The organism is Rhizobium sp. P32RR-XVIII (assembly GCF_012641395.1).
GTDB lineage: Bacteria > Pseudomonadota > Alphaproteobacteria > Rhizobiales > Rhizobiaceae > Rhizobium.
In genome coordinates this window covers 74,887-96,966 of the sequence record NZ_JABAIH010000002.1, presented here as the reverse complement: position 1 = coordinate 96,966, position 22,080 = coordinate 74,887, and the positions used below count along the sequence as shown (strand labels likewise).

General features: G+C 61.3%; 25 protein-coding genes. 7 read left to right on the top strand and 18 right to left on the bottom strand.

Translation table 11 applies throughout. The features are described 5' to 3' along the window. Positions 1-142: 142 nt before the first annotated feature. From HGP14_RS05455 to HGP14_RS05415, 9 genes are all read right to left on the bottom strand, one after another. The gene (locus tag HGP14_RS05455) at positions 143-574 is read right to left on the bottom strand and encodes a MucR family transcriptional regulator (protein WP_168828855.1); all 432 of its coding nucleotides are present in this window, start codon (positions 572-574) and stop codon (positions 143-145) included. Positions 575-1,005: 431 nt separating this feature from the next. Next, positions 1,006-1,338, bottom strand: coding sequence for a monovalent cation/H(+) antiporter subunit G (mnhG, locus tag HGP14_RS05450; protein WP_168828854.1), 333 nt, complete (start codon positions 1,336-1,338; stop codon positions 1,006-1,008). After that, positions 1,335-1,724: a cation:proton antiporter gene (locus tag HGP14_RS05445; protein ID WP_168828853.1), complete on the bottom strand. Its 390-nt coding sequence runs from the start codon at positions 1,722-1,724 to the stop codon at positions 1,335-1,337. Before HGP14_RS05445 ends, mnhG begins: the two co-directional genes overlap by 4 nt. Further along, a complete protein-coding gene (locus HGP14_RS05440) occupies positions 1,721-2,194 on the bottom strand; it encodes a Na+/H+ antiporter subunit E (RefSeq protein ID WP_168828852.1) in 474 nt (157 codons plus the stop codon). Before HGP14_RS05440 ends, HGP14_RS05445 begins: the two co-directional genes overlap by 4 nt. Then, a complete protein-coding gene (locus HGP14_RS05435) occupies positions 2,191-3,738 on the bottom strand; it encodes a Na+/H+ antiporter subunit D (RefSeq protein ID WP_168828851.1) in 1,548 nt (515 codons plus the stop codon). Before HGP14_RS05435 ends, HGP14_RS05440 begins: the two co-directional genes overlap by 4 nt. 314 nt (positions 3,739-4,052) lie before the next feature. After that, a complete protein-coding gene (locus HGP14_RS05430; protein ID WP_168828850.1) occupies positions 4,053-4,430 on the bottom strand; it encodes a Na+/H+ antiporter subunit C in 378 nt (125 codons plus the stop codon). Then, a complete protein-coding gene (locus tag HGP14_RS05425) occupies positions 4,430-4,849 on the bottom strand; it encodes a Na+/H+ antiporter subunit B (RefSeq protein WP_168828849.1) in 420 nt (139 codons plus the stop codon). Before HGP14_RS05425 ends, HGP14_RS05430 begins: the two co-directional genes overlap by 1 nt. Further along, positions 4,846-7,224 (bottom strand): putative monovalent cation/H+ antiporter subunit A, encoded by a 2,379-nt coding sequence (locus HGP14_RS05420; RefSeq protein WP_168828848.1) that lies wholly within the window; start codon positions 7,222-7,224, stop codon positions 4,846-4,848. Before HGP14_RS05420 ends, HGP14_RS05425 begins: the two co-directional genes overlap by 4 nt. Positions 7,225-7,416: 192 nt before the next feature. Beyond that, complete coding sequence (locus HGP14_RS05415) at positions 7,417-7,617, bottom strand: hypothetical protein (protein ID WP_168828847.1); 201 nt, start codon at positions 7,615-7,617, stop codon at positions 7,417-7,419. Positions 7,618-7,809: 192 nt separating this feature from the next. On the opposite strand from HGP14_RS05415, the gene msrB reads away from it, so the two are divergent. Beyond that, a complete protein-coding gene (gene msrB / locus HGP14_RS05410) occupies positions 7,810-8,220 on the top strand; it encodes a peptide-methionine (R)-S-oxide reductase MsrB (RefSeq protein ID WP_168828846.1) in 411 nt (136 codons plus the stop codon). Positions 8,221-8,245: 25 nt separating this feature from the next. Here the strand turns inward: msrB and HGP14_RS05405 are convergent, their stop codons facing one another. From HGP14_RS05405 to HGP14_RS05390, 4 genes are all read right to left on the bottom strand, one after another. Next, positions 8,246-8,752 (bottom strand): hypothetical protein, encoded by a 507-nt coding sequence (locus tag HGP14_RS05405; RefSeq protein WP_168828845.1) that lies wholly within the window; start codon positions 8,750-8,752, stop codon positions 8,246-8,248. Beyond that, positions 8,749-9,255, bottom strand: coding sequence for a GNAT family N-acetyltransferase (locus HGP14_RS05400; RefSeq protein ID WP_168828844.1), 507 nt, complete (start codon positions 9,253-9,255; stop codon positions 8,749-8,751). The genes HGP14_RS05405 and HGP14_RS05400 overlap by 4 nt, the downstream gene beginning before the upstream one ends. A gap of 114 nt (positions 9,256-9,369) precedes the next feature. Further along, positions 9,370-10,038: a PAQR family membrane homeostasis protein TrhA gene (gene trhA / locus HGP14_RS05395; protein ID WP_168828843.1), complete on the bottom strand. Its 669-nt coding sequence runs from the start codon at positions 10,036-10,038 to the stop codon at positions 9,370-9,372. Positions 10,039-10,143: 105 nt separating this feature from the next. Beyond that, the gene (locus HGP14_RS05390; RefSeq protein ID WP_168828842.1) at positions 10,144-10,554 is read right to left on the bottom strand and encodes a universal stress protein; all 411 of its coding nucleotides are present in this window, start codon (positions 10,552-10,554) and stop codon (positions 10,144-10,146) included. Between the two features lie 375 nt (positions 10,555-10,929). On the opposite strand from HGP14_RS05390, the gene HGP14_RS05385 reads away from it, so the two are divergent. Together HGP14_RS05385 and HGP14_RS05380 are read left to right on the top strand one after the other, a co-directional pair. Further along, positions 10,930-11,790 (top strand): VOC family protein, encoded by an 861-nt coding sequence (locus tag HGP14_RS05385; RefSeq protein WP_168828841.1) that lies wholly within the window; start codon positions 10,930-10,932, stop codon positions 11,788-11,790. A 101-nt stretch (positions 11,791-11,891) separates the two neighbouring features. After that, the gene (locus tag HGP14_RS05380; protein ID WP_168828840.1) at positions 11,892-13,058 is read left to right on the top strand and encodes an AI-2E family transporter; all 1,167 of its coding nucleotides are present in this window, start codon (positions 11,892-11,894) and stop codon (positions 13,056-13,058) included. A gap of 27 nt (positions 13,059-13,085) precedes the next feature. On the opposite strand, the gene HGP14_RS05375 is transcribed toward HGP14_RS05380, so the two are convergent. From HGP14_RS05375 to HGP14_RS05365, 3 genes are all read right to left on the bottom strand, one after another. Next, a complete protein-coding gene (locus tag HGP14_RS05375; protein WP_168828839.1) occupies positions 13,086-13,880 on the bottom strand; it encodes a polysaccharide deacetylase family protein in 795 nt (264 codons plus the stop codon). A gap of 151 nt (positions 13,881-14,031) precedes the next feature. Next, a complete protein-coding gene (locus HGP14_RS05370) occupies positions 14,032-14,634 on the bottom strand; it encodes a hypothetical protein (RefSeq protein WP_168828838.1) in 603 nt (200 codons plus the stop codon). A gap of 307 nt (positions 14,635-14,941) precedes the next feature. Next, complete coding sequence (locus HGP14_RS05365) at positions 14,942-15,331, bottom strand: DUF930 domain-containing protein (RefSeq protein ID WP_168828837.1); 390 nt, start codon at positions 15,329-15,331, stop codon at positions 14,942-14,944. Positions 15,332-15,572: 241 nt separating this feature from the next. Between HGP14_RS05365 and HGP14_RS05360 the strand changes: the two genes are divergently transcribed. Continuing rightward, positions 15,573-17,681 (top strand): S9 family peptidase, encoded by a 2,109-nt coding sequence (locus HGP14_RS05360; RefSeq protein ID WP_168828836.1) that lies wholly within the window; start codon positions 15,573-15,575, stop codon positions 17,679-17,681. A gap of 222 nt (positions 17,682-17,903) precedes the next feature. Next, positions 17,904-18,428 carry a DUF1697 domain-containing protein gene (locus HGP14_RS05355; RefSeq protein WP_168828835.1) on the top strand — a complete coding sequence of 175 codons (525 nt, stop codon included), beginning with the start codon at positions 17,904-17,906 and terminating at the stop codon, positions 18,426-18,428. Between the two features lie 20 nt (positions 18,429-18,448). On the opposite strand, the gene HGP14_RS05350 is transcribed toward HGP14_RS05355, so the two are convergent. Then, a complete protein-coding gene (locus HGP14_RS05350; RefSeq protein WP_168828834.1) occupies positions 18,449-19,087 on the bottom strand; it encodes a TetR/AcrR family transcriptional regulator in 639 nt (212 codons plus the stop codon). A gap of 202 nt (positions 19,088-19,289) precedes the next feature. Between HGP14_RS05350 and HGP14_RS05345 the strand changes: the two genes are divergently transcribed. Together HGP14_RS05345 and HGP14_RS05340 are read left to right on the top strand one after the other, a co-directional pair. Next, positions 19,290-20,246: a homocysteine S-methyltransferase family protein gene (locus HGP14_RS05345; RefSeq protein ID WP_168828833.1), complete on the top strand. Its 957-nt coding sequence runs from the start codon at positions 19,290-19,292 to the stop codon at positions 20,244-20,246. Positions 20,247-20,255: 9 nt separating this feature from the next. Further along, positions 20,256-20,507 (top strand): hypothetical protein, encoded by a 252-nt coding sequence (locus tag HGP14_RS05340; protein ID WP_168828832.1) that lies wholly within the window; start codon positions 20,256-20,258, stop codon positions 20,505-20,507. Here HGP14_RS05340 and HGP14_RS05335 read toward each other — a convergent pair. Further along, the gene (locus tag HGP14_RS05335; protein WP_168828831.1) at positions 20,504-21,952 is read right to left on the bottom strand and encodes a DHA2 family efflux MFS transporter permease subunit; all 1,449 of its coding nucleotides are present in this window, start codon (positions 21,950-21,952) and stop codon (positions 20,504-20,506) included. The genes HGP14_RS05340 and HGP14_RS05335 overlap by 4 nt on opposite strands. Positions 21,953-22,080: the final 128 nt, after the last annotated feature.

Below are 22,080 nucleotides of genomic sequence, written 5' to 3'. Positions count from 1 at the left end.
AAAGCACTGCCGAACAACTTTCTCGTGTTACAGCGGTGCTTTCTTGGCAAGGCTCTGAAAATAAATAGGATTATTTTCCTTAACCTCTCGCAGTCGCGCAAAAAGCCGGGTTGCCCCGGCTCTTACGTCTGGAGCGTCAGGCTCAGCCGCGCCCGCGTTTGCGGCGCTGGCCGAGGCCCATTTCCTTGGCGAGGCGCGAACGTGCCTCGGCATAGGCTGGGGCGACCATGGGATAATCGGCGGGAAGATCCCACTTCTCGCGGTATTCTTCCGGCGAGAGGCTGTGATGAGTCATGAGATGACGCTTGAGAGACTTGAAGTTGCCGCCGCATTCCAGGCAGGTGATCTGATCGTCCTGTACTGACTTGCGCACTGAAACGGCGGGCTTCTGCTTTTCGATGATGGCTGCGGCGGGTTGCGGTGCAGACGTGTTGCTCAGTGCGGAATGCACGTCGGAAATCAAATTGGCCAGGTCACTGACCGGGACCACATGATTGCTGACATATGCCGCTACGATATCAGCTGTCAGCTCTACCAGCAATTCCGGCCCATTGCCGGTCGCGGTATCCGTCATATTTCGTTCTCCTGTTCGCATGCGTGAATGACCCTCCTTGCGGAGGACCGTCTTCGTAGAGGCAAACAGTAAAAGCCCAGACCCTGGCTTCATGTCCTAAAACGCGAATCCACCCCTAGATTCTTGAGACCGAAAGCTGCTCTTATACTGTCCGAATACGAGTCAAAATCGCTGCGTTTTTCTAACCACAACCTTAATTAGACATTGGAAATTAAAGCTGAGGACGAATAACGGCAACGATTCTAGTTCGAAATTCGAACTCTACTTACAATTCAATTAGCACCGATTTACGCGGAGGCCAATTGTTATTTGTGTCGTTTCTACTGAAAATTCACAGAAGAGTAAGATTTTCGGGCGTAGATACGACTTTAGTTTGGCTGCCACATACGTAAATTTGCGTTAATCCAGCTCCGTTGGTCAAATTTATACTCTTATCGGCCCTCCATATCATCTCGAACAGAAAATTCCCATAGCCTATGTCCGGTGTCTCGCGCAGCTTTTGCCAGCAGATGCGCCGCGACCGGAGCCGTCAGCAGCAGAAATACAACGCCGACGGCCGCGCGGGCAAAGACTGCAACCTCCCCGGACGAGAAACCGGCAGCCAGAAGCAAAAGACCGGAGCCGACGGTGCCTGCCTTGGAAGCGGCATGCATGCGCGAATAAAGGTCCGGCAGGCGCACGACACCGATGGAGGCTGAAAGCGCGAAGAAGGCGCCGGCAAGCATCAGCACCGCGATGGCTGTGGCAAGCACGTATCCCATCATCCTGCCTTTCTTGCCGGTTTCCCGCCTGGTCTCTTTGCCGACCTGCGCTTTGTCTCTTTTTTTCGCTTGTCTGCCGGTCTCCCGGGGGGTGGCGGCTCGGGCGCTGGCGCACCGCGCGACAAGACGAAGCGGGCGAAGGCGACCGTGGCGAGGAAGCCAACCAGCCCCAGCGCGATTGCGATGTCGATGTAGAGCGCGAAATGCGTCTTGACGGCAAGTGCGGCGATGAAGCCGATGGCGATGCCGGTCAGCGTGTCGAGCGCAAGGATGCGGTCCGGCAGCGTCGGCCCGGCGATGACGCGATAGGCGGTGAGCACAAAGGCGATGCCGAGGATCGCGAGCGTGAGCGTCGCAGCCCCCGAGATGATGGCGAGCGGCGGCATCATCGGAAGGCCTCCATGATCTTGCGTTCGAAGCCGTTCGCGATGGCGCGCTTCACCGCCTCCGGATCGGCGCAGTCGAGCGCGTGGACGTAAAGCGTCTTGCGATCCGCCGAAACATCGACGGAGAGCGTGCCCGGCGTCAGCGTGATGAGATTTGCAAGCAGCGTGATCTCGAAATCGCGGTCGACGGTCAGCGGAAAGGCGAAGATGCCGGGCCGGATGTCCATCCTCGGCCTCAGCACCGTCCTTGCGACCACCCAGGCGGAGAGCGTCAGCTCCTTCATGAAAAGCAGCGCCAATGACAGGATGAGGCGCGTGCGGCGAAGATAGCCCTTGCCGCCGAAGGCCTCGCGGACGATGGCGAGTGCGACGGCGCTGAGCACGAAACCCAGGACGAGATTATGCAGCGAGGCGCTGCCGGAGACGGCGACCCAGGCGATGGCGAGCAGCAGATTGAAGAGGAAGGCAGTCACGGCGCGGTTCCTCCCGGGAAGACAGAATGGATATAGGCGCCGGGGTCGGCAAGGCTTCCGGCCGCCGCCTGCGCCAGCGACAGGAGCTGTTCCGGCAGGACGCCGAAGCCGATGACGAGTGCGGTGAGTACCAGCAACGGCAGCGCCGATTGCCAGCCGATGGCGGCCGTATCAACCGGCCGGCTTGCCGGGCGCCAATAGACAAGCAGGAAGACACGGCCGAAGCAGATGGTCGTCAGGAAACCGCCGATCAGGAGGGCGGCGGCAAGCCACCACGCACCGATATCGAGCGACGCCTTGACGAGGATCACCTTCGGCCAGAAGCCGGAAAACGGCGGCAGCCCGCAGGCGGCCAGAAACAGGATCAGCGAGACGGCGGCAAGCCAGCCGCGTCCGCGATAGAGCCCGCCGAGCGCTGCAAGCGAGAAGCTGCCTCCGAGCCATGCCACCTGCCCCGCCAGAAGATAGAGCGCCGTCATCAGAACCACGGAGTGCAGTGCGTAAAAGACGGAGCCGCTGACCCCGCCCGGCGTGCCGATCGCCACACCGACGAGCATGTTGCCGACGCCCGAGATGAGGACATAGCCGAGCATGCGGCGGATGTCGGTCTGCGCCAGCGCGCCGAGCGCGCCGACGATGACGGTGGCGGCGCCGACGACTGCGATCATCAGGCTCAATGCCTCTCGCTCGACCGGCAGCAGCATCACCATGACCCGAATGAGGGCGTAGATGCCGACCTTGGTGAGCAGACCGGCAAAGAGCGCGGAGACGACGATGCGCGGCGTATGATAGGACGCCGGCAGCCAGAAATTCACCGGGAAAGCCGCCGCCTTCATCGCGAAAGCAAGCAGGAAGAGCGCCGCCAGCGTTATGAGCGGCGCTCCGTCCCGCAGGCCGGCCGCCTTCAGCGCGATATCGGCCATGTTGAGCGTGCCGAAGATCGCGTAGAGATAGCCGACGGCGATGAGGAAGAGGGTCGTGCCGATTAGGTTCAGCACCGCATATTTCATTGCGCCGTCGATCTGCTCGCGCTCCGAGCCGAGGACCAGCAGGCCGAAGGACGAAATCAGCAGCACCTCGAACCAGACATAGAGATTGAAGACGTCGCCGGTGAGAAACGCTCCGGTAACGCCCGCCATCAGGAACATCAGGAACGGGAAGAAGCCAAAGCGCCGCCCGCCCGCATCGATGTCGGAGAGTGCATAGAGGCTCGCCGCAAGGGCAGCGATCGCTGCTACAAGCGCCATCAGCGCGCCGAAGAGATCGACGGTGAAGGCGATGCCGAAAGGCGGTAGCCAGCGCCCCATGACCATCGTGACGGGGCCGCCATCGACCACCGTGGTCAAGAGCACCGCATCGATCAGCACCAGCGCGGCAAGGCCGAGTACGGCGATCATCGCGTGCAGGCGCACATGGACGCGCAGCACCAGCATCAGTGCGCCGAGCACGATACAATGCGCAACAGGCAGGATCACCAGCCAATTGTGTATCGGCACGGGCGCTGCGACGAGTGCGACGGAGAGGTCGGAGACAGGCGCGGCCATTCAGAGTGCCCTCCTCTTCTCCCCAGCGGGGAGAAGTGCCGAGCGGAGCGAGGCGATGAGGGGGGCGAGCGGCGTAGCCCGCGAGCGTCTGGAGCGAAAGCGACGGACATCATATGCCGCGCTCACCCCCTCATCCGGCCCTTCGGGCCACCTTCTCCCCGCTGGGGAGAAGAGGGAATATGCGGACCGTGCAACATACCAATCTCCGCCCTTGTGGGGGGCTCGAAGAGCGGGTCGAGACACGTGGCTCGACCCCGGAAGGCCGCCAGGGCAGAGGGGGGTCAGCATCCGCACGATCACTCTCATCGCCATCCTCAGTACCCCAGCGGCGGAAGCGGCGGATCGTCGGGCTCCGCCACCCGCATCTCATCGGTGTTGTCGGTGCCGAGATCCTGATAGGCCCGGTAGGTCAGCACCAGCATGAAGGCGAGGAAGGAGAAGGAAATCACGATTGCCGTGAGAATCAGTGCCTGCGGCAGCGGGTTGGCGGCGCCGGCCGGCAGCGTGTCGAGACCGGCCGGAATGATCGGCGGCACCTCGCGGGTCACGCGGCCGGCGGTAAAGAGCAGGAGGTTCACGGCGTTTCCGAGGATCGCGATGCCGAGCATGATGCGGATCGAGAATTTCGACAGCAGCAGATAGACCGCCGCCGAAAAGAAGAGGCCGACGAGGATCGCAAAAAGCGGCTCCATCACTCCACCTCCCTTTCCTCGAGCGCCAAAGCAATGGCGGTGATCGCGCCGACGACGACGAAATAGACGCCGATATCGAAGAGCATGACCGTCGAAAGCGGTACCTCGACCCCGAGGATTACGGGATAGACCCAAAGGCCGGTCATGAACGGAACGCCGGCGGCAATCGAGGCGAGTCCCGCGACCGACGACATCAGGAGCCCGGCTCCCGCGATCGACAGAGGATGAAAGCGGATCGCGCTGCGAACCGCGGGAACGCCGTTGGCAATGCCGTAGATCGCCAGCGCCGAGGCAGCGATCAGCCCGCCGATGAAGCCGCCGCCCGGCTCATTGTGGCCGCGCAGCAGGATGAACACCGAAAAGACCAGCATCAGCGCGACGAGGAACGGCGCCATGGTGCGGAAGATGAGGGTATTCATGGCCGCTCCGTCCCCAGATCCCGCGGCTTGCCCGGATCCTTTGCGGCGAGCTTCCGCTCTGCCCCCGCCCGCAGCCCGATCAGGGCGACGATGGCAAGGCCGGTGATCGCGACGACGGCGATTTCGCCGAGCGTATCAGTGCCGCGGAAATCGACGATGATGACGTTCACGACATTGGCGCCATGGGCGATGGTTTTCGAATAGGTGTTGAAGAAATCCGAAAGCGCCGTGCTGAACGGCCCCTCCGTGGCCTTCATGAGAAGGAGCGAAAAGCCAAGGCCGCAGGCGAGCGCGACGGCGCTGTCTCCAAGTCGCTGGCTGAGCGGACGCGGATCGGTCGGCGAAAGGCGAAGCCGCGTCATGACCAGCGCCAGAATGACGACCGACAGCGTCTCGACCAGGAATTGGGTAAAGGCAAGATCCGGGGCGCCGAAGAGCAGGAAAATCAGCGCCACCGAAAAGCCCTGGATGCCGAGCGAGACCATCGCCGTCAAAAGATCGCGGGCGGCAAGGACAGCGGCAAGGCCGATCACCGCAAGCAGGAAAACCGCCCATTCATGAAACTGCACATCGTGCGGCCAGGCAGGAAGGGCAGGAAATTCGCCGTAAAGCGCCGGCACTAGCAGGAGGATCGCCGCGACACAGAGAAAGGTGCAGATCACGTAGATTTCCAGCCTGCCCGGCTGGACGATGCGGGTGGCGCGCCAGCCGAAGCGAACGAGCCCGGCAACGAAACTGTCGAAGCCGCGGTCCGGCCCCGACCCCGCCGCGTCCAGGAAAGACACCATGAGGCCGCGTGCGCGTTCTATCTGCCAGTAGGTCGCCATCCCGAGCATGATGGTCACGATGGAGAGGGCAAGCGGCAGGCCAAGATGCGGCACCAGGGAGACCGTGACGTTGACCGCATCGCCCTGGACGGCAGAAGCCATGGGCGAAGAGACGTAGCCGTGCGTGAAGCCGGAAAAGAGGGCTGCGGCCAGACCGAGGAGCGCCAGCACGCCGGGGCCGAGCCAGAGCAGAACGGGCGCCTCATGCGGATGGTTCGGGGTTTCGCCGACGGCGCCGATGAAGGGCCTCAAGCCGACCGAAAAGGCGATCGCAAACATCAGCACATTGCCGAAGATGGCGATTACGGTGAAGACCACCGCGCGCAGGTTGCCTCCGGTGAGCGCGGCATAGACCTCTTCCTTGGCGAGAAACCCGAAGACAGGTGGGAGCCCGCCCATCGAGATCGCCGCAAGCAGCGCGATCGCGAAGGTCAGCGGCATGGCGGCGGCAAGTCCGCCGAGCTTCGTAATGTCTCGCGTCCCGGTTTCGTGATCGAGAATGCCTGCGACCATGAAGAGCGCGCCCTTGAAGAGCGAGTGCGCCACGAGATAGAGCACTGCCGCTTCCACGGCATATGACGAGCCGAAGCCGGTGAGCAGGACAAGAAGGCCGAGCGAAGAGACCGTCGTATAGGCCAGCTTCAGCTTCAGGTCGGACTGGGCAATCGCCAGCGCCGAACCGGCAACCAGCGTCATGCCGCCGAAGAAGGGCAGCAGAATTTCCCAGGCAGGCGTTTCTCCCATGACCGGGTTCAGGCGCATCAGAAGAAAGACCCCGGCCTTCACCATCGTCGCGGAATGCAGGTAGGCGGAAACCGGCGTTGGCGCTTCCATGGCGTTCGGCAGCCAGAAATGAAACGGAAACTGCGCCGATTTGGTGAAAGCGCCGCAGAGCACCAGCAAGAGCGTCGCGAGATAAAAGGGGCTGCCGCGTACGACGTCGCCGAAGTGCGAAAGCAGCGACATCTGCGTGACGCCGGTGATATCCCACAGCAGCAGCAGACCCGCCAGCAGGCAAAGTCCGCCGCCGCCGGTCACGACGAGCGCCTGAAGGGCGGCCCTTCGCGCCGCTTCCCGCTCATGATCGAAGCCGATCAGCAGGAACGAGGTGATGGAGGTCAGCTCCCAATAGATGAAAAGCATCAGGAAACTGTCCGAGATGACGACGCCCAGCATCGCGCCCATGAACAGGCAGATGAAGGCGAAGAATCGCCCCTGCTCCGGATGCCCCCTCAGGTAGCCGCCGGAATAGAGCACGATCAGCGTACCGATGCCGGTAATGAGCAGCGCGAAGGTCAGCGACAGGCCGTCCAGGAACCAGGAGAAACTGAGATTGTAGCTCGGCACCCAGACATAGCCGCCGGTCACGACCTCGCCGCGGGCGATCTCCGGCACGAAGCCGAGAAAGTGCAGAAATGACAGAAGCGGCACCATCGCCAGCAGCCAGGCGCCGTTCGCACCGAGGCGGCGAATGACGAAAGGAGAGATCAGGGCGCCGAGCAGAGGCAGGCACAAGGCCAGAAATGTCAGACCAGTGACACCGGCCATGTCCCCTCCTTCAAACGAAACCCGGAGCCCCGGCGATAACTGGATGGTTTCGAAGAATTAGGTCAATCGGCGGATAGCCTCAAGCGTTTTCGGAACCTGCCCACTGCAATCATGCACTTTCATACTGCAGAAGCGTCGCCACCAAAGGTAGCGGCCGCCCAAGTGAGCAAAAGTAAGTGAGCGCCGGAATAGCTAAAGGGTTTGTTGCACGGCCGCGTGGCGGGCATGCAGCACGAAGACGACAATCAGGAGCGGCCAGAGAAGGCACGAGGCGAAGCCTGCCATCCGCCGCAGGCCCCAGCCGTCGTGATTGGCCCAGCCTTCCAGAAAGGTCATGGTCATAAAAAGCGTGGCTCCCAGGCCATAGGCCCAGAGCAGAATATCAACGAACACTTCAAATCCCCCGCCGGCAAAGCCGTTATAATTAATAGTACGTTAATCACACAGCCAAGATCAAATCATCATTTCGGATTAGAGCCGCTGAGTATATTGCCAGGTAAACTGGCCTATCTTGATCCATTGTGCGTTGCGCACCACATTCTGGCCGAACGGAATCGCCTCTCCGGCGCGAAAGGAGTAAGCCTCATGTCCGATACCGGAACCGTCAAAGTCCAGAAGACCGATGCAGAGTGGAAAGAGCAGCTGACGCACGAGCAATACCGCGTCACGCGCCAGCACGGTACGGAGCGCGCCTTTACCGGCCCCTATTGGGATAGCTTCGAGACCGGGCTCTACCGTTGCGTCGGCTGCAATGCCCCGCTTTTCCGCTCTGACACCAAATTCGATGCGGGCTGCGGCTGGCCGAGCTATTTCGAGCCAGTCTCGCCGAATGCCGTGACCGAGCACCGCGACACCGCCTATGGCATGGTGCGCACCGAGATTCGCTGCGGCACCTGCGAGGCGCATCTCGGCCACGTCTTCCCCGACGGCCCGCCGCCAACCGGCCTGCGCTACTGCATCAACGGCCATTCGATGGTGTTCGAGCCGGGGAAATGATTGCGAAGACGAGGCGGTGCGGACTTTATGCCCTTAGCCGGGCAACGACCCGGGCAACGGCCTCGTCAAGCGTCAGTGTTGAGGTGTCTAGTATCTCGCAGCCCGCCTCCTCAGCCTCGCGGCGAAGATAGGCTGCCCAGTTCATCATATCCGCGCCTGCGATTTCCGGCTGGCTACGGTCAACGATGAGACGAGTTCTGCGCGTCTCGTCGTCGCAATCGACGAGGATAGGCAGGCAATCAATCCCAGCCGTCGCGGCGGCATCCTTGAGGAAAGCAAGCCGCATCTGCCCTTCGAACAGCGCGGGGCGCTCCGGCTGCATTTCAGCCGCGAGGCGTGTCATCCATTCGACGGTCATTGCGTATTGCCATCCGGCGGGCGAACCGTGTTCGGCGATCATCTCCTCGACCGGCGGAACGCCGATGCTATCGAAATAGCGGACGTCGAATTCCTCACTGTGACGCAGGTCAACGGCTTTTGCGATCGCCGTCTTGCCGGAACCGGATGCGCCCGTGAGAACGACGAGGCTCACTTCAAAACCCTGAGTTCCATGCAAGTGAGATCGAGCCAGCGGCCGAACTTGGTGCCGACCTCGGAGAAGGTGCCGGCGACGCGGAAGCCGAGTTTTTCGTGCAGGCGGATCGAGGCCACGTTCTCCGCCTCGATCCCGGCGATCATGACGTGAATGCCGTTTTCCGCCGCCCTCTTGATAAGCGCCTGCATCAGAAGCTTGCCGACGCCGCCTCCGCGACAATCCTTGTCGACATAGACCGAATGCTCGACCGTATGGCGATAGCCGTCGAAGGCGCGCCAGTCGCCGTAGGAGCCGTAGCCGACGACCTGCCCCGCCTTTTCCGCGACCAGAACCGGAAAGCCCTTCGCCTTTCGCGCCCTGAACCACTCGGCTCGATTTTCGAGATCGACGAGCGTCTCGTTCCAGATCGCCGTCGTGTGTTCGACGGCGTGGTTGTAGATGTCGCGGATCACTGGAAGATCGGCTTCGGTTGCGTCGCGCACGAGGACGGCGTCGGTCATGTCAGGTCCATTCCAATTCGTTTCGGCCAAGCGCATACGCCCGGCCTCCGGCGATGTAAACCGCGAATCGGCGCTAACGAGATGGGACGAGGCCGGGCTCCAGGAGGCAGGTGATCAGACGCCGGACGCGCTCATGCTGAAGCATGTCAGCACCGCCGAGTAATGCACCGCAGCGGCGGCAACCACGAAGCCGTGCCAGATGGCGTTCTGAAAGCGCAGCTTTTCCCAGATATGGAAGATCACGCCTGCCGAATAAATCACGCCGCCGATAATGATCAAGAGCGTCGAAGCGAAGGGAATGTGCGAGGCGACAGTGTCGGCAACCAGAAGTCCGCTCCAGCCCATGGCGAGATAGAGCAGGATCGCGAGCTTGTCGTATCGTCCCGGAAACGCGCATTTCAGGAAAATGCCGACGGCGGCCACCACCCAGATGCCGATCATCATGCCGAAGAGCAGCGGATCGTCAGCTCCGCGTTGAAGGAACGGCGTATAGGTCGCCGCGATCAGGATGAAGATCGCCGAATGATCGAGCCGGCGCAGGTACCATTTGGTGCGCGAGACGGGCCAGGCATTGTAGGAAAAGGATATGGCAAGCGTCAGTACCAGGCCGACTCCGTAAATCCATGCCGCCGCGATCTGGCCGTTGGAGCTCCAGACCATGGCATAGAAGATCAGCACGGTCGCACCCACGAGCGCCAGCGCGAGGCCGACGCCATGGACGATGCCATCGGCGATCAGCTCGTATTTGTCATAAGCCCAGCGAATTCCGTTGAACTCGGCCATCCATGCGCACCCGTTTTCCTCCCTTGCCGATGCTCGCATTGAACAAGCGGCGACGCAACAGACGGCAACGCCGGCTGCGGTAAAACTTGGTAAAATCCTTTAATCCTACCTGTCCACCAGCACCGAGCATTTCGCGTGACGCACCACCCGGTCAGCGGTTGCACCGATGAAATAGTTCGAGAAATCCGGAACATGCGAGGCGACGATGATGAGGTCGGCCCGGTGCGCTTCGGCCGACGCAAGGATGCCATGCGCCGGCGGACCCCGGCCGATCTCGACGATCGCCGCTATCCCGGTCTTTAACCGCAGCTGTTCCAGCCTCTGGCGGCCGTCCTCTATGGTGTTTTCGATCAATTGGGGCGGGAGGTCAACGGCGATGTAGGTGGGCACATCCTGCACGACATTGAGCAGGACGATCTCGCCGCCTTCATCGAGCAGCGTCGCCGCCTTCCGGAATGCCCTCTCACCCCTTTCAATCGTGCCGATTTCCACCGGGACGATAATCTTCTTGTACATGATTGCCTCCCCTACCAGCCTGTCTATCTAGAATAGATAAGGCGCGCGAGGCAGGATCAAGCGCGCGCAAGCGATCGTCAACATGCGATGAACGCTTCATCATCAAAAACTGGTCTTCTGTGAACAATCGAAATGCGGCATAGAGGGTGCAAGTACAGCAGCCGAGGGGACGTGAAGGCGAATGCACCGGCGAAAACTCCCCTCCCTCGCTATGGGCGGCATCCTTGCCGCAGCGCATGATCCCGTAAATCCGCGTGGATTTGCGGGAAGGCTTATGCGCCAGCAAAAATGCCGTCGCGTCCTTTGCCTGCCCCTCGGGACAGGCAGCGCAGCGGTGCCGGTGCGCCTTTCCAATCCAAGGCAGGAGAAAGACCTATGACGACCGAACCCTCTTATGCATTGAGGCGCCCTGCCTATATCAGCCAGTCGCATCTCCTCGTCGCAGACCTGCCGCTGGTTTCCAGCTTCTATCAGTCGATAATTGGCCTCAAGGTGATCGAGAAGGCGCCGAACGGCGAGGTGCTTGGCGTCGGCGGTGTGCCGCTCCTGACGCTGACGACCGCCGGCAATGCGCAGATCGGGCCGCGAAATGCGGCTGGCCTCTTCCACACGGCCTTCCTGGTGCCGAACCGGGCGGAACTTGCCCGCTGGCTCCGTCAGGCAGCGCATAATAATGTCCAGCTCGAAGGCGCCTCGGACCATCTTGTCAGCGAAGCGATCTATCTCTCCGATCCCGAAGGCAACGGCATTGAGATCTATGCCGACCGGCCGCACGACGTCTGGAAGTTTCATCAGGACGGCCAAGTGGAGATGGCGACCCACCGCCTCGATCTTCAAGCGCTCTACAACAGCGTGCCGGAGGACGCCTGGAACGGCATGGCGGACGGCACGGCGATCGGGCACATCCATCTGCAGGTCGGCGACATTCCGGAAGCGGATGGCTTCTATCGCGACGTTCTCGGCCTCAAGCTGATGGCGCGCTATCCCGGCGCAAGCTTCTTCGCGACCGGCGGCTACCATCATCATGTCGCAGCCAATATCTGGAACAGCCGCGGAGCAGGCCCGCGCGCCGAGGGCATGACTGGCCTTTCCGACTTCACGATGCGCTTCAACGACAAGGCAGCACTCGACAACGCCGTTCAGGCGCTCGACAGGCTCGAGATCAAGACCGAGAAGCGCGACGGCGGCATCTTCCTCAAGGACCCCTGGGGTATCGGGCTGACGCTTTCGGCTTGAGATGCAGGTTCTGCCGCAGACCGCGCCGCCCTCCCCGGAACCAACATCCCGCCGACGCGTTCTCGTGCCGAGGCAATTCGGCTTCCGGGGACATTCCATAGATGGGCATCGCCAATGGCATCAAGAAACAGGCAAAAAAGATCGCGATTGGCGAGCGACGGACGAGCGCCTGGGCGGAGACACTGACCGCCGCGGCCGAAGAGATGCCACAGGCTCCCGCGCATCGCGTCGAGAAAGACGGCCTCGATATCAGCATGGCGTGGGCGGTCATCGGGATCTTCCTGATGCTTGGGCTCGCCGCCTTGTACCAGATGTCGCTGATCCTCATTCCGGTAACGCTTGCCGTCGTGGTCGGCATGATTCTGGGCATGGCGGCGGAGAAACTGAGCAGGCTCGGCGTACCGCGCGTCACCAACGCGGTGATCCTTTCAAGCGCCGTTGCGCTGGTGATCTTCATTGTCGTCAGTTCGCTTGCGGGACCTTTGACGACGCTTGCCAACGAGGCTCCCGCCTTCATCGAGAAGACCATCACCCGGATCATCCCCTATCTGGAACGGATACGCTGGCTGCACATAACCGCGGAAACATTCCAGAGCGGGCCGACGTCGATCAACGCGCTGCTCGAAAACACCGGCAGCGTTCTGCATGTGGTGACGGCAAACCTGACCCCGGCCCTCGTGCAGACGCTGATTTTCTTTGCGGCGTTGCTGCTCTTCCTTTCCGGCCGCGTTCATCTGCGCAAGACGATCATCATGACCTTCCGGACGAGGCAACAGCGCCTGGCGGCAATTCGCGTCATCAGCTCGGTCGAGCAGGTGCTTGGCTTCTATTTCGCAACCGCCTCGATCATCTATGCCGCACTCGGCGTCATGATGACAGTGATCGCCTGGGCCGGCGGGCTCTCGGCGCCGGTCCTCTGGGGTTTTTTCGCCTTCCTGTCGAGCTTCATCCCCTATCTCGGCATCACCGTGATGACCCTGTCCGTCGCGGTTGCGGGCATCATCACGCACGACGGCATCGTCGCCGGCCTGTTGCCGGCAGCCGCGTTTTTCACCATCCACCTCGCGATGGAAAACCTGATCTTCCCCGCGGTGATGGGCCGGCGGCTGGAGATCAACCCGTTCCTTATCTTCATCGCGATCATCTTCTGGACGTGGCTGTGGGGCGCGGTCGGCGCGATGCTTGCGCTTCCTCTGTCGCTGATCGTCATGGCGATCGTCGACGAACTCTTCATCGAGGAGAAAGTGCAGCCGCAATTGCCGAAGTGATGGCAAAGCGCCTGAGGACGCCGAGTATTACTGCGTCGTGCTGTCGTCGCCCATGTCTGCGACATCCTGCAGCCGGACGAATTCGGCTCCCCTGACCTTCAGATCAAGAAGCGCTTTTGCGACGCCCTCGCCTGCCGCGTGGGTCGGCTGATTGATGTGGGAGATGACGACATCCCCGTCCTTCGCCGAGGCAATGCGCTTTTCGGTGATCGAAGCGCCGAGAAGCGACCCGCCGTCGCCGTTCACCGAGTAGCCGGCAATGCGATAGCCCATCGCGCGGATCTCGGCGATTGCCGAAAGATCGTATTTCGCCGTCGAGCCGCGGAACCAGTGCGGCGGCGTAATTCCGGCAGCGCGCATCGCGTCGGCACCGCCCTCTACCTCCTGCCTGACGGCCTGCGGCGAGCCGGCGGCGGCGATGCCGTAGATCGAGACGGGCTTATCCACGGCCGGAATATGGTTCTGCCCGTGATTTTCAAGCTCGAAGAGATCGGGATTGTGCAGAAAGACCGAGAGCGCTTGCGGATTGCGCTTCAGCCAACGCCCGGTGACGAAAATCGTTGCCGGAATGCGCTCCTTTACCAGCGTCGAGATGATCCGGTCGTCCGCCTTGCCCATGCAGGCGTCGAAGGTGAGCGCGATGCGCGGATGGCTCGACGCACCGGAGCGGACGATATGCAGATGTGGCTCGACCAGCTTCGGCGCCGCGATCTTCGGCGAGGCGGGAGGAGCCACAGGCATCGCGGCAGGAGCGACAGCGGCCGCGAAGGCGGCCGAGACGGAGGTTGCAAGCAGCACGGGCACGAGGAGGATGCGGATCATGGAAAGTCAGTTTCTAATATCTCGATAGAAAGGCTTTATGCCTTGCCGCCCGCCGCGGCCATGCGGCCTGATGCCGCCGTCACCCGCAGCACCTCATCCCTGTGCCCGTTACAGAAATCCTGCGCTGTTAGCGTAAAAGTGTTGGAAGAAGCTATTCGAACTCAATCATGAGGCTTTCAAGCGCTCCCCCTGCGCCTTCCTCGAAACCACCGCTTTGCTGCATTTCCATGGCAAACCTGGATCTTTCTTGGCCAGTCATCGAGCAGAAACCGCCCACTCGATAAATCGCAGCTTTTCGCTTGTCGACCAGACCGTAGAGTTCGTCTGCCACTTTCCTGGCCTCGTCGGTCAAATCCGGTGACCTCAGATAGCTGGCAAGCACCTCCGTCTGGGCAGCGAGCGCCTCCAGAAAATTACACAGATACTGCAACTCATCGAGCCCACGGGCGTAGACACGATGCCTGTTCGGCATCTTTGTGTCGTCGCACGGCTCGGTTACATCGACGTATCCCATCTTTGTCGCTCGTTTGAGCGCGACCATGGTTCTCCCCATCCTTTCAAGATGTTTGGAAAACCTCTCCTTGGGGACCCCGTCGGCGATCGCATCGCCAGATGATCTTGCAATTTTTCGAAAGAGGTTGCCCAGACGCTCGAAAACGCGCCAGTCTTCAATTCTGGGGTCTTCGTTCGCCATCGCCAGCCCCGGCATTGTGGCGACGCAAAGGGAAGCAAGTAAAAAGGTTCTCCTGTTCATCACAGTTCCCCCTTTTCGATATGACGGGCCGAATTAGGTAGACAACAGAGATGCAGGTAAGATGAGCTCGTAAAACCTACGCAACGGCCACGGGATCCCCGCCGAGCGTATGAAGCATCCTCGGGCAGCAAAACTACCACAAAACGAGTCGCGCGTATATCAAGTGCCCCAGATGCGAATGGCCGCGTTTCCTGGGCGCCAAATCCTTGATGTGGCGATTCATTCAAGAAACAGCAGTCATTTCACGACGCAGACGCGCCGTGGCTGGATTCCCGTGACAAGCACAGGAATGAGGGAACGGGCTTATTCAATCGTAGAGGTAATACTTCGTCCACTTATCCTTCGGCACCTTCTTGCCGATCTCGTACTGCAACTCGCGGACATTGATGTGCTTCGGGCCGGTGATGCAGGAGTAGGAGAGATGATACCAGTCGCCCTTGCTGCGGAAGACGGCGCCGGGGGCTTCGAGGCGGTCTTCTGTCAGGACCGGGTCCTTGAAGGTGTAGGCGATGACCTTGTCTGGGCTGAAGCCGGTCTTGTCCTTGTTGATGCGGCTCATCGCCTCGGTATCGCAGCTCTGCTCGAGGCGAGTGGCAGGATCAAGCTTCTCGAGCTGCTTCTTGATGGCGGGATCGACAGCGAAGGCGGCGGAGGCAAGGCTCAGGAGAGCCATGGACAGGACCAGGCGTTTCGGCATTAAGGAATTCCTCTGTATGCTCATGCGGGAACCCGCTTGACTGGTACCCCCGAGCCAAAACGAAGCGTAAATTCCGCGCGACGGTAGCGGACATTCTTAAACAATGTGGTGACATCATGGCAACGTGAGGAAGTCTTCGATTCCCGCCGAGCTTATCCCCGATGGCTTGCACGGCGCTTGATCTGGCCTGTCCGCACCATTATCTCTTGCGCACCCCGCAATTCCGATCCGGAGCCTTTGCTTGTCCGTTTTCAAGAACCTGCCCACCCCGCCCGCAGCCCCGAAAAAGCCCGTCACCGACACCCGCCATGGCATCACCCGGACGGACGATTATGCCTGGCTGCGCGCCGATAACTGGCAGGCGATGTTCAAGGATCCATCGATCCTCGATCCCGAGATCCGCAAGCATCTGGAAGCGGAAAACGCTTACATGAACGCGGCGATGGAAGACACCAAGGCGCTGCAGAAGACGCTCTTTGCCGAAATGCGCGGCCGCATCAAGGAAGACGACAGCTCGGTTCCCATGAAGGACGGCGCTTATGCCTACGGCACGTTTTTCGTGACCGGCGGCGAGCAGCCGCGTTATTTCCGTATCCCGCGCGAAGCCAACGCCAAGGACGAGACGATCCGCTCTGTTCTCCTCGACGGCGACAAGGAAGCGGGCGGAAAGGCCTATTTCCGGCTCGCAGGCCTCGACCATTCGACCGACCACAGCCGCGGCATCTGGGGTTATGACGACAAGGGTTCGGAGTTCTTCACGCTGAAGGTGCGCGATCTCGCAACCGGCGAGGACCTGCCGGACCGGATCGAGAACACCGGCGGCGGCGGCGTCTGGGCGCCCGACGGCAAGAGCTTCTTCTATTCGGCGCTGGACGAAAACCACCGGCCCTCCAAGGTTTTCCACCACATCTTGGGTCGGCCGCAATCCGAAGACCGGCTGGTCTACGAGGAAAAGGACGCCGGATTCTTCATGGGCGTCGGCGGCTCGTTGCTCGACGATTTCATCTACATCGACATCCACGACCACGAGACGAGCGAATACCGGCTGCTCTCGACCAAGGATCTGATGGCCGAGCCCAGGGTGGTGGCGAAGCGCCAGACTGGCATTGAATACGAGATGACCGAGGGCGGCGATGTCTTCTACATCCTCACCAATGACGGCGGCGCCAAGGATTTCAAGATCATGGAAGCGCCCGTTGAAAATCCGGGCAAGGAGAACTGGCGCGAAGTGGTGCCGCACAAGCCCGGCACCCTGATCCTCTCCCAGATGGCCTATGCGCGCCATCTCATCTGGCTGGAACGCAAGGACGGCCTGCCGCAAATCATGATCCGCGACCGGAAGACCGGCGAGGAGCATGCGATCGCCTTTGCTGAAGAGGCCTATTCGTTGGGGCTTTCAGGAGCTGCGGAATACGACACAGACACCATCCGCTTCTCCTATTCGTCGATGACGACGCCGAACCAGCTTTATGACTACAACATGGTGACGCGCAAGCGCACGCTCTTGAAGACGCAGGAAGTGCCTTCCGGCCATAATCCCGAAGACTATGTGACCCGCCGCGTCTTCGCGCCGGCATGGGACGGCGTTGAGGTGCCGGTCACCCTGCTCTATCGCAAGGATACGCCGCTCGACGGCTCAGCCCCCTGCCTGCTCTACGGCTACGGCGCCTACGGCATCACCATTCCGGCGGGGTTCAATACCAATTGCCTGTCGCTTGTCGATCGCGGCTTCGTCTATGCCATCGCCCATATCCGCGGCGGCAAGGACAAGGGCTTCCAGTGGTACGAAGACGGCAAGATGGGCAAGAAGACCAACACGTTCAAGGACTTCGTTGCCGCCGCCGACTATCTGAATCAACAGAAGTTCACCTCCTACACTGGTATCATCGCCGAGGGCGGCTCGGCCGGCGGCATGCTGATGGGTGCGGTCGCCAACATGGCGCCGGAGAAGTTCGCCGGCATCATCGCCGCCGTGCCCTTCGTCGACGTTTTGAACACCATGCTTGACGACACGCTGCCGCTGACGCCGCCCGAATGGCCGGAATGGGGCAACCCAATCGACAGCAAGGACGACTACCATCACATCGCCAGCTACTCGCCCTACGACAATGTCGGCGAGAAAGCCTATCCGCCGATCCTGGCGCTCGGCGGGCTGACCGATCCGCGCGTCACCTATTGGGAGCCGGCGAAGTGGGTCGCCAAGGTCCGCGACAAGACGACGGGCGCAGCACCGATCCTGCTCAAGACCAACATGGATGCCGGACACGGCGGCGCCTCGGGACGCTTCCAGCGGCTGGAGGAGATCGCCTTCGAATATGCGTTTGCGATCAAGGTGGCGGGCAAGATGTAAGATTTGGATGGGGCGTGCCCTGGGCACCCCCCTCTGTCCTGCCGGACATCTCCCCACAAGGAGGGAGATCACAAGCGGCTTTCGTTTCTCGCCTCATTGTCGATATGCCGTGCTGAAGCATTAGTTGTTTGGGGAAGCCTTCGCGCCCAGCCAATCTCCCCACCTGTGGGGGAGATGCCCGGCAGGGCAGAGGGGGGCCTGCGACCATTCTTGGAGGAAGAAATGCCCGTCTATGTCGCCCTGCTTCGTGCCATCAATGTCGGTGGGACCGGTGCCCTGCCGATGGCTGAGCTGAAAGCGATCTGCGAAGGGTTGGGCTACACCGATGTCAGGACCTACATCCAGAGCGGCAACGTCGTCTTCCGCTCGGATGACAGCGAAAAGGCAGCCGGCGAAAGGCTCGACGCGGCGCTTGGCGAAAAGCTCGGCAAGAAGCCGGGCGTGATGATCCGAAGCAGCAAGGAACTGCAGAAGATCGTCGCCGGGGCGCCCTTCCCGGATGCCAAGCCGAATTTCCTGCTGGTGAACTTCCTGCCGGAAGCGGCGCCGAAAGATGCGCTTGAGAAGATGGTGGCACCGGATGGCGAGGAGGCAGAGATCGCCGGGAGCGAGATCTACGTGCACTATCCGATCGGATCCGGAAAATCCAAGCTGAAGCTTCCCGCGCTGAAGCCCGGCACCTCCCGCAACCTCAACACCGTTCGCAAGCTTGCCGAAATGGCCGCAGCGATGGAGGATGGCGGCTGAATCCTCACGCGGCTTGGGCCTCAGTGCCGGACGCCGTTGAGGTCGGACGCGCGGGGCTGGAAGAGCAGCTTGACGAAGGTCCTCAGCACCAGGATCTGCTCGGAGAGGCTGTTCGGTTCCTTCAGCGCCCTGGACAGGACGATGCCGCCTTCAATGACCGTCGAGACCATGTCGGCCAGCTGGTCGACATCAAGCGGTTCGCGCGGCGTGTAGACGGCCATGATTTCCTCGAACATGCCGCCGAAACGCCGTCGCCATGCGAGCACTGCGTTTTTGTTGGCTTCCTGTATCTCGCGATCGAAGAGGCGTTCGTAATAGCAGACGGTTGCGACGAGGCAGCCCGGATGGCCGTTCGGCAGGTCTGAAAGCAGTTCGGACAAGAGCTTGAGGCCGAGAAGGAAGGACTGCAGCGGATCGTCCATCAGCTCGCGAGCCCGGCTGAAGATCTCGTCGTAGATACGCTCGTCGTTTTCGATGTAGCGATTGAGCAGCGCCTTCGCGAGCTCGTTCTTGTCCCTGAAATGATAGAAGAAGCCGCTTTTGGTGATGCCGGTCTCGGCAATCAGCTCCTCGATGGAGGTGCCGCCGAATCCCTTCTGAAGCACCGCCGCTTCGGCGACGTCGAGAATACGGGTTCTTGTTTCCTCGCCCTTGCGCATGCGCCCTCCTGCACCGTCGGTACAGTTTTCGCCGTGACGCTACGCAAGACCCATGCCGTCCCGTTCATTAACCCATTGATTTCCGCCGCTAACCCGGAAACCGCCCTCAGTATACCGCAAGTGGGCTAGATTGGCAGGCTATAGCGAGAGAAATTTGATCGTCTGGATGATCCTACGGGACGAATGAGGGACGGACGCTGAGATGAGCAAATACAGAAACAGGCTGCCGCAGTTAACGGGGCAAACATTCATCACCGACGGCGGCATGGAAACGTCGCTGATCTTCCATGAGGGCATCGAGCTTCCGCATTTCGCCTCCTTCGTCCTTCTCGCATCGCCCGACGGGCGGCGGAAGCTCAAGCATTACTATAGACCCTATCTCGATATCGCCCGGCAGCACGGTACCGGCTTCGTGCTCGATACTGCGACCTGGCGGGCCAGTGCCGACTGGGGCAACAAGCTCGGCTATTCTCCTGAGGCGCTGCGCGCCGCAAACGAGACGGCAGTCGATCTGGTTGCCGAACTTCGAGCCGAATTTGAGGGGCCGCAGAGGCCGATCGTCATCAGTGGTGCGATCGGTCCGCGCGGCGACGGCTACAAGGCGGGCCCGATGGACGCGTCCGAAGCCGAGGATTACCACGCCGAGCAAATCGCGACCTTCGCCGGAACGGAAGCGGACATGGTGTCGGCCGTCACGCTGAACAATATCGATGAGGCGATCGGCGTCGCCCGCGCCGCCAAGGCGCACGGAATCCCGTCCGCGATCGCGTTTACGGTGGAAACCGACGGCAGGCTCGTGACCGGGCGCAGTATTCAGGATGCGATCGAAACGACGGATTCGGCAAGCGGCGGCGCTCCGGCCTACTACATGATCAACTGCGCGCACCCGAAGCATTTCGAGGCGGCGCTCGATCATCGCAGCAGCTGGGTGAAGCGCATCTGGGGCATTCGCGCCAATGCCTCGGCGATGAGCCATGCCGAGCTTGACGAAAGTGAAACACTGGACGCCGGTGATCCGATCGATCTCGGGAATCGTTACCGCAGGCTGCTTGCCCGCATGCCGCATATACGCGTGCTCGGCGGGTGCTGCGGCACCGATCACCGGCACGTCGCCGCAATCTGCGAAGCATGCCTGCCGCCGCAGGGTGCAACCGCCTGAGGTATGTCAATGAAGACGATGGAAAATTGGCGGCCGGGCCACTTGTTTTATGAAGCCGTTCGCTATGCGTTCAACCGCAAGCAGAAACATGACGCCTTCGAGCTGTTCGATGCCGGGCTGATGCCTTTCGAGGGCCTCGACGGCCATCTGATGCGGGACATCGGCATCGGCCCGAACGGGCACCATGCGCATGTCAGCGATCTGCCGGCCGATACGCGCCAACTGCGCCCGGATCAGGGCCTTTGCCCGGATGGCGCCTAGTGTCCGGCCCCGGAGCCGGCTTTGGCCGCGTGCCCACTGATCTCAGCCCCTGCCGTGGGTGAGAATCGCAGATTCCAGAAGGTCGCGGTGAGCGAGATGACCGCGACGACGATGAAGGCTGCGGAGAAATCACCAAGCTGCGGCACGAGATTGCCATTGACGGTCATCGAGCCGTGCAGGGCCAGCGCCCCGAGGCAGATACCGAGCGACAGCATGAGCTGCTGGAAGGTGGTGTAGAAGCTGGTGGCGGAGCTCATGCGCTCTGGGCCGATCTCGTCATAGGCGATCGTGTTGTAAGCCGTGAACTGAAACGACATGAAGAAGGCGCTGAGCACCAGGATGATGAAGATCAGCGGCATCGACCAGTCCGGCCGAAAGGCGGCACAGAGGCCGTAGCCGATCGTACCGATGATGCCATTGAGCACAAGACTGCGACGGAAACCGAGCCGGCGGAAGACGGCCTTGGCGAGCGGCTTCATGAAAAGCGCGCCGAGCGCGGTCGAGATGATGATCTGACCGGCCGCCGCGGCCGAAAGACCAAAGCCGATCTGGAAGAGCAGCGGCAGCAGGAAGGGCTGGGCGCCCTGGGTGATGCGCGTCAGCGAACCGGCGATAACCGAGGTGCCGAAGCTCGGCACCTTCATCAGCGAGAAATCCATGATCGGCGCCGGATGGTTGCGGGCGTGGCGCAGATAGGCAATGCCGAAGAGCAGGCCAATGGCGATCAGGAAGATCGAAAACGACCCCTCCCCGTCATGGCTCGACAGTTCGAAGCCGAAGAGCATCGAGCCGAGCGAAATGCCCGAGAGGATGAAGCCGATCGTATCGAAGGGGCCGGTGGCCTTGCCCTTCAGCTCGTCGATATAGATCGACACAAAGATCATGCCGATGATGCCGATCGGCACGTTGATATAGAAGATCCAGCGCCAGTCGAGATAGGTGACGATGAAGCCGCCGAGCGGCGGGCCGACGATGGGGCCGATCAGCGCCGGCACCAGCAGCCAGGACATGGCGCTGACCATGTCCTTACGGGCGACGCTGCGCATTAGGACAAGGCGGCCGACGGGCATCATCATGGCGCCGCCGATGCCCTGCAGCAAGCGAGCCAGCACGAGGAACGAGAGCGTGGGCGCGAAGGCGCAGAAGATGGAGCCGATCACGAAGACGGCGATGGCGGAGCGGAAGACGGTGCGGGAACCGAAACTGTCCGCCATGCGGCCGCTGGCGGGAATGAAGATCGCCAGACTCAGCAGGTAGGAGGTCAGCGCGATCGACATGGCCGGGGCGCTGACGCCGAAATCGCGCGCCATTGTCGGCAGCGCGGTCGCCAGCACGGTAGCATCGACGTTTTCCATCAGCATGGCGCACGCGACAATCATCGCGATCACCCGGAAATTGGGTGTCGCGCGCCGAACCATCGGCGCCTGGTAAATCTGATCCGACATCGTCAGGGATCACTCGCAATGGCGCGGCGGAGCACACGAGGCGACAGGACCGCGGGGGATGACATGGCAATGATGCCAAGGAGGGATGATTTGCTATACGCCTGCAATCATGGCAGCGCGATGTCTTT

Bases quoted from the DNA above. Each gene is read 5' to 3' on its own strand.
- HGP14_RS05335 (WP_168828831.1), bottom strand. From the start codon at position 21,952: ATGTCGGATCAGATTTACCAGGCGCCGATGGTTCGGCGCGCGACACCC.
- HGP14_RS05345 (WP_168828833.1), top strand. From the start codon at position 19,290: ATGAGCAAATACAGAAACAGGCTGCCGCAGTTAACGGGGCAAACATTC.
- HGP14_RS05455 (WP_168828855.1), bottom strand. From the start codon at position 574: ATGACGGATACCGCGACCGGCAATGGGCCGGAATTGCTGGTAGAGCTG.
- HGP14_RS05340 (WP_168828832.1), top strand. From the start codon at position 20,256: ATGAAGACGATGGAAAATTGGCGGCCGGGCCACTTGTTTTATGAAGCC.
- HGP14_RS05435 (WP_168828851.1), bottom strand. From the start codon at position 3,738: ATGGCCGCGCCTGTCTCCGACCTCTCCGTCGCACTCGTCGCAGCGCCC.
- HGP14_RS05370 (WP_168828838.1), bottom strand. From the start codon at position 14,634: ATGAACAGGAGAACCTTTTTACTTGCTTCCCTTTGCGTCGCCACAATG.
- HGP14_RS05445 (WP_168828853.1), bottom strand. From the start codon at position 1,724: ATGATGCCGCCGCTCGCCATCATCTCGGGGGCTGCGACGCTCACGCTC.
- HGP14_RS05420 (WP_168828848.1), bottom strand. From the start codon at position 7,224: ATGGCCGGTGTCACTGGTCTGACATTTCTGGCCTTGTGCCTGCCTCTG.
- HGP14_RS05380 (WP_168828840.1), top strand. From the start codon at position 11,892: ATGGGCATCGCCAATGGCATCAAGAAACAGGCAAAAAAGATCGCGATT.
- HGP14_RS05425 (WP_168828849.1), bottom strand. From the start codon at position 4,849: ATGAATACCCTCATCTTCCGCACCATGGCGCCGTTCCTCGTCGCGCTG.
- msrB (WP_168828846.1), top strand. From the start codon at position 7,810: ATGTCCGATACCGGAACCGTCAAAGTCCAGAAGACCGATGCAGAGTGG.
- HGP14_RS05375 (WP_168828839.1), bottom strand. From the start codon at position 13,880: ATGATCCGCATCCTCCTCGTGCCCGTGCTGCTTGCAACCTCCGTCTCG.
- trhA (WP_168828843.1), bottom strand. From the start codon at position 10,038: ATGGCCGAGTTCAACGGAATTCGCTGGGCTTATGACAAATACGAGCTG.
- HGP14_RS05390 (WP_168828842.1), bottom strand. From the start codon at position 10,554: ATGTACAAGAAGATTATCGTCCCGGTGGAAATCGGCACGATTGAAAGG.
- HGP14_RS05355 (WP_168828835.1), top strand. From the start codon at position 17,904: ATGCCCGTCTATGTCGCCCTGCTTCGTGCCATCAATGTCGGTGGGACC.
- mnhG (WP_168828854.1), bottom strand. From the start codon at position 1,338: ATGATGGGATACGTGCTTGCCACAGCCATCGCGGTGCTGATGCTTGCC.
- HGP14_RS05400 (WP_168828844.1), bottom strand. From the start codon at position 9,255: ATGACCGACGCCGTCCTCGTGCGCGACGCAACCGAAGCCGATCTTCCA.
- HGP14_RS05350 (WP_168828834.1), bottom strand. From the start codon at position 19,087: ATGCGCAAGGGCGAGGAAACAAGAACCCGTATTCTCGACGTCGCCGAA.
- HGP14_RS05430 (WP_168828850.1), bottom strand. From the start codon at position 4,430: ATGGAGCCGCTTTTTGCGATCCTCGTCGGCCTCTTCTTTTCGGCGGCG.
- HGP14_RS05385 (WP_168828841.1), top strand. From the start codon at position 10,930: ATGACGACCGAACCCTCTTATGCATTGAGGCGCCCTGCCTATATCAGC.
- HGP14_RS05365 (WP_168828837.1), bottom strand. From the start codon at position 15,331: ATGCCGAAACGCCTGGTCCTGTCCATGGCTCTCCTGAGCCTTGCCTCC.